This is a genomic window from Bacillus sp. TL12 (assembly GCF_022625245.1).
Lineage (GTDB): Bacteria > Bacillota > Bacilli > Bacillales > Bacillaceae_G > Bacillus_A.
Map to the genome: position 1 here is coordinate 1 of NZ_JAJJBY010000181.1, position 720 is coordinate 720.

The 720-nt window shown below is 36.5% G+C and carries 1 protein-coding gene; it reads right to left on the reverse strand.

Translation table 11 applies throughout. The features are described from left to right. Positions 1-489 (reverse strand): serine hydrolase domain-containing protein (locus tag LOK41_RS28365; protein WP_241819415.1); only part of this gene is annotated, 489 nt, incomplete at its 3' end. Positions 490-720: the final 231 nt, after the last annotated feature.

Consider the following 720-nt stretch of genomic DNA (forward strand, 5'->3'; position numbering starts at 1 on the left):
TCCCATCTTTACTAATTCATCAGCCGTATACAATTTTTTTGTATCCATAATATCATAGTCTTTTGACTTTAAGTATTCAGCAATCCCACTTGTATGATTCAATATCTGCCGAATCGTAATCTGGTTACCATCATAGCCGTTTCCTTGAATAACGCCAGGCAACCATTTTTCGATGGAGTCGTCTAGATTCAAGCGGTTCTCTCCAGCTAATTGAAGTAGCACTGTTGCAATGAATGTCTTCGTCGTACTACCAATGCGAAAGCGAAAATCTGTTTTCATTGGCTTCTCGGTTCTCAGATCCGCTATACCAGCGGCATAACTCCACGTTTTTCCACCCTTATAAATTGTAGCAAGTATCCCTGGATATCCAAGTTGTAGTGTATCCCGCATTGCTTTCTTGACGGAAGTACGATCTCGTTGAGTATTTGTTTGTAACGAACTAGATACATTTTGATCAGACTCACTCGTAATTTGCCTACTTGTTTTCATAAGATTCTCCCTCTCCTCTATTCATATTGTGTAGATGGTTGTTAGCTGTTTCATACTAAGCACACAGCTATCATCTCTATTAAAAGTTCAATATTACATTTGTAATTATCTTGCTAATTATTTTTTCACAAATGCCATTGTATTCTAACAAACGATAAATTCCTCTTTTTCCACATGTATGTTAACCCTAGAAGAACCACTATTATTACTGGTTTGTTTTTGATAAATAGA